Annotated in this window: 6 protein-coding genes; 5 read left to right on the forward strand and 1 reads right to left on the reverse strand. The window is 50.8% G+C overall.

The features are described from left to right. Positions 1 to 208: 208 nt before the first annotated feature. Genes EKO24_RS06370 through soxZ form a run of 5 tightly spaced genes read left to right on the forward strand, consistent with a single transcriptional unit; the run spans position 209 to position 3,298 of the window. Complete coding sequence (locus EKO24_RS06370; RefSeq protein ID WP_127030768.1) at positions 209 to 1,081, forward strand: YiaD family glycine zipper/OmpA-like lipoprotein; 873 nt, start codon at positions 209 to 211, stop codon at positions 1,079 to 1,081. Next, the gene (gene thiD, locus EKO24_RS06375) at positions 1,078 to 1,866 is read left to right on the forward strand and encodes a bifunctional hydroxymethylpyrimidine kinase/phosphomethylpyrimidine kinase (RefSeq protein WP_127030767.1); all 789 of its coding nucleotides are present in this window, start codon (positions 1,078 to 1,080) and stop codon (positions 1,864 to 1,866) included. Before EKO24_RS06370 ends, thiD begins: the two co-directional genes overlap by 4 nt. Beyond that, positions 1,866 to 2,483, forward strand: a complete 618-nt coding sequence (gene thiE / locus EKO24_RS06380; RefSeq protein ID WP_127030769.1) for a thiamine phosphate synthase — start codon at positions 1,866 to 1,868, stop codon at positions 2,481 to 2,483. The genes thiD and thiE overlap by 1 nt, the downstream gene beginning before the upstream one ends. A 25-nt stretch (positions 2,484 to 2,508) precedes the next feature. Further along, a complete protein-coding gene (locus tag EKO24_RS06385) occupies positions 2,509 to 2,985 on the forward strand; it encodes a thiosulfate oxidation carrier protein SoxY (RefSeq protein ID WP_127030766.1) in 477 nt (158 codons plus the stop codon). Between the two features lies 1 nt (position 2,986). Continuing rightward, positions 2,987 to 3,298 (forward strand): thiosulfate oxidation carrier complex protein SoxZ, encoded by a 312-nt coding sequence (gene soxZ / locus EKO24_RS06390; protein WP_127030765.1) that lies wholly within the window; start codon positions 2,987 to 2,989, stop codon positions 3,296 to 3,298. Between the two features lie 181 nt (positions 3,299 to 3,479). Here the strand turns inward: soxZ and EKO24_RS06395 are convergent, their stop codons facing one another. Beyond that, positions 3,480 to 4,499, reverse strand: a complete 1,020-nt coding sequence (locus tag EKO24_RS06395; RefSeq protein ID WP_127030764.1) for a L,D-transpeptidase family protein — start codon at positions 4,497 to 4,499, stop codon at positions 3,480 to 3,482. Positions 4,500 to 4,667 lie beyond the last annotated feature (168 nt).

Here is a 4,667-nt window from a genome sequence, read left to right on the forward strand (position 1 = left end):
AGGTTATCGCCACGTTCATCACCGGCTTTATGCCGGGCAAAGACCAGCTCAATCCACAATATTAACCAGCGGTCAATGCGTAACTTCTAAACTGCATCGTTCAGCTAAGATTTATCAACGGCGTTATATAATGACTTTAACGCGCTAAGACAAGAGCGCACAATCGGCTTCATCGGAAGTCTTATCCAAATCAACCTAGGTTATTTCCATGAACAAGAAATTATTGACAATAGGTATCAGCTCTGTCCTTTTAAGCGCTTGCGTCACCGATCCTTACACAGGACAATCCAGTCTCGGAAAAACAGCGATGGGCGGCGGTTTAGGCGCGGCAGCCGGAGCCGGTATCGGCACTTTATTCGGCGGCAACGATTTGAAAAATGCAGGATGGGGCGCGTTAGCCGGCGGCGTTGTCGGAGCAGCAGTGGGGGCGTATATGGATCACCAGCAGGAAGAAATGCAGCAATCGTTACAAGGCACCGGCATCGAGGTGCAAAGAACCGCGGAAAACACGCTTAACCTGACCATGCCGAGCAATGTTACCTTTGCTTACAATTCGGCGGATTTAACGCCGCAAGCACAAGGCGCGTTGGATTCGGTAGCCAAGGTACTAAATCAATACCCGGATTCGACAATCAATGTCACCGGCCATACCGACGATGTCGGCTCGGACAGTTATAATCAAGTGTTATCGGAGCGCCGTGCCGCCAGCGTTGCCGGGTACTTATCCCAACACGGCGTAAATTATTCGCGCCTGACCCAGAAAGGTATGGGCGAGAAAATGCCGAAAGTACCTAATGTAAATGAGGCGAATCGCGGACAGAATCGACGTGTAGAGCTTGCAATTGTCGCCAATAACAATGCGGGAGCCGGTCAACAGCAAGGCTATCCTCAACAACAAGGTTACCCGCAACAACAGGGCTATCCTCAACAGCAAGGTTACCCGCAGCAACAGGGCTATCCTCAACAACAAGGTTACCCGCAACAGCAGGGCTATCCTCAACAACAAGGTTACCCGCAACAACAGGGCTATCCTCAGCAACAGGGCTACCCGCAACAACAGCAATACTATTACCAACAATGATCTTAAATCGTCCCGTTGTGCTTTCATTTTCCGGCCATGACCCCAGCGGAGGCGCTGGGGTTCAAGCCGATATTGAAGCATTGGTCAGCCATCGCTGTCATGCCGCAAGCGTTATCACCGCCTTAACCGAGCAAGACACCCGGAATGTCAAAAAGCTGATCCCGCAAAGCCCGGAGGCCATTGTCAGCCAAGCCAATACCTTATTGAACGACCTGCCGGTCAAGGCATTTAAAATCGGCTTAATCGGTCATCATGACACTGCGGCCGCGATTCATGCGGTATTGAAACAACACCCGCATATTCCGGTCGTGTTGGACCCGGTACTGGCAGCAGGCGGCGGCGCTGAGCTGTCGAACGCCCGGCTCATAGCAGCCATCATCGATTTGCTGCTGCCTTGCACTACCGTATTGACGCCGAACAGCGAAGAAGCCCGTAAGCTGGCCCGGTTAAGCGATCTGAACGACTGCGGCTTGGCGTTGCTGGAAAAAGGCTGCGATTATGTGCTGATTACCGGCACTCATGAAGATACGCCCTCGGTCAGCAATCAATTGTTCCATGACTGGCGCAGTTTTGAAACCTACACCTGGGACAGATTGCCGTTCAGTTATCATGGTTCCGGCTGTACGCTGGCTGCAAGTATTGCGGCATTGCTGGCGCACGGGCTGGAGCCTTTGCAAGCGGTCATGGAAGCACAGGAATACACCTGGAATTCATTAAATGCCGCTTCCCGGCCCGGCCAAGGCCAGCATATTCCCAATCGTTTTTTCTGGATGGATGAAGAGTGATTAAATTCCCCAAAACCGGATTGTACGCAATCACCCAAACCGTAAATAAGCCCTTCGATAGCATTATTGAAGAAGTTGAAGCTGCGATTAACGGCGGTGCGGTCGTCATGCAGTACCGTGACAAAAATCCGCTGGATGCGCCGTATCTTGCCCGCGAACTGCTTAAAGTCTGCCACCGGCACAATGTGCCGTTGCTGATCAACGACGACGTTGAACTTGCGGCGCTTGTCGGCGCGGACGGCGTTCACCTCGGCAAGGAAGACGGTGCGGTGGCCCAAGCAAGAGAGCGATTAGGCAACGATGCGATCATCGGCGTTTCCTGCTATAACTTTGTCGAGCAAGCCATTGAGGCCCAACAGCAAGGCGCGACTTATGCGGCTTTCGGACGGTTTTTCCCGTCCTCGTCAAAGCCGCTCGCAGCACCCGCCCAAATCGAAACATTGCGGCAGGCAAAACTGGCGCTAAATATACCGATTGTTGCGATCGGCGGCATTCTGCCGGACAATGGCTCACAGTTGCTTGCAGCAGGAGCCGATTTGCTAGCCGTCATCGGCGGGCTATTCGACAATCGGCCGGAGCAATCGGCTCGAGCTTATCGGGCCTTATTCAAACACTAAACGCTTTAAGCCAAGCCGGGAAAACATGAGCAAGACCGACAACCGTAGAGCATTTATCAAGAAGTCTGTCGCATTCGGCAGTTATTCAATCATCGCCGGCGGGGGGCTACTCGCCTCCCCTGACGCAAACGCCGAATGGCTGGCCGAAACGACCTCGACCGATATATTGCAACAAGCCTTAAAACGTTTGTTCAAAGACCAAAAAATCATCGAATCCGATAAGATCTCTATCCAGATTCCCAAAACGGCTGAAAACGGCTCAAGCGTTCCCATTACGGTAAGCAGCAGCCTGAACAATGTTGAAAGCATCGCCATTCTGGTCGAAAAAAACCCCATCCCTCTGGCCGCTAAATTTGAATTTTCCCAAGACCTGGAGCCCTTTGTGTCAGCTCGCTTAAAAATAGCCGAATCATCGGCGGTGGCCGTTATCGTGGAAACTAACGAAGGTTTTTTCACCGCCAGCGAGAAAGTCATCGTCACTCCCGACGGCTGCGAGATTTAACATGTCGAGCATTAAAATCCGCACCAAGCGCATGGACGGCAAAACGCAAATCAGGATGTTGATTGCTCATCCGATGGAACATGGCCGTAATCGCGACAAAAAAACCAATGCCCTGGTCCCGGCGCATTTCATCCAACAACTAACGGTAGAACATAATAAAAACGTTATTATTGCCGGCAACACAGGCGCCAATATTTCCAAAGACCCTTATTTTGCCTTTATGCTGAAAGGCGGCAATGCCGGCGACAAACTTACCATCAGTTGGGTGGATAACCTGGGCAACCAGGATAGCCAGGATCATATTATTAACTGATGTTACGCGCTGCCCACGAAAAATATCAGTTGTCGATTTCCGCAGGCGGCAGACCTTCCAGATTTTGAAAACCTGGAAGGTCTAACATCGCGATACGCGTGGTTGACGTGATGAATCTTAACTATTTTCGTGCTTTTCGTGTCTTTCGAGGACAACGCTTTTCTAATTCATATCGGCTGATTTAAACGCCATGATAATACCCGCCTTTAGACCCCCGCCCTGCCGGCGACGATACCGGCGCTGTTTGTTGCGGCAATCTTTTATACAGCGCTACCGGATTTCCATCCAAGACGGTCAGCGCTTGTTTTAACGCATTTTGATCAAACTCGGGCATGCTCTGCGCCGCGCCGGCTTTCTGAATAAGCTTTAACGCCACCTCTAATTTTTCGGCCGGCGTTGTTTCCTCGCCTTCCAGATCGGGATGCGCTTCGATATAAAGCGTATTGTCCAGCCAGCCAACCTTGATCGGTTGCTTGACCATATACACCGGCGTTCCGACCGGAACCGAGTTATATAAAGCCTCAATGTCTTCAGGATACATCCGCATGCAGCCATGCGTTATCTGCATGCCAATGCCGTAAATCTTGTCGATATCGGTGCCGTGTATCAAATAGCCGCCGGGCACGCCCAAATGCAGCATATAAGCACCGAGGGGATTATGCGGTCCCGGCGGAACAACAGCAGGCAGCGGGTCACCGTTTGCCGCATGTTCGCGCCTGATTGATTCCGGGGGATGCCATGACGGATCTTTAACTTTCTGCACAACGCTGGTTTTGCCCAATGGCGTTTTCCAGTCCTGCCTGCCTATGCCGTGAGCATAGGACATAACCTGTGGCGCAACGCCTTTTTGAGCGGGCGGATAGTAATACATCCGGTATTCGGCAATATTCAGGGTAATGCCTTCGTGAGGCGTATCGGGCAAAATGCGTCTGTTCGCTAACCGGACAATTTCATTCTTTTTGATATTCCAGCGATCAGCGTCGGAATTCAGCCGCACTATTTCCATTTGCCCTAGAAGAAAGCGCCTTGCGACATCCAACAACGTCTCGTTTTGTTCCGCGCGGGTCAAAGGCACTTCATCATGAAATTGAGTAATGACAGTATCATTGCTGTTTTCAGGCAAGGTATAGGTCGTGGCATTAGCAATGCCGCTAATAACGGACAATAAAACAGGAAAAGCGAATAGCGAACGAGTTTTCATAATGATAATTTTATTAAGGTTGTTATCTGTACTGCGCAAGTCCAATAAAACACTACAAAGCGCGATGAATCTCTACTGCTTAGTGCGTGTTTTAAAAGTTTGATACCTTCCCCGAGGACAGCCTGGTCAGCATCAAATTAATCATGGCGATATGAACGAATGCTTTGC

The organism is Candidatus Methylobacter oryzae (assembly GCF_003994235.2).
In the GTDB taxonomy this organism is placed as follows: Bacteria; Pseudomonadota; Gammaproteobacteria; order Methylococcales; family Methylomonadaceae; genus Methylobacter_A; species Methylobacter_A oryzae.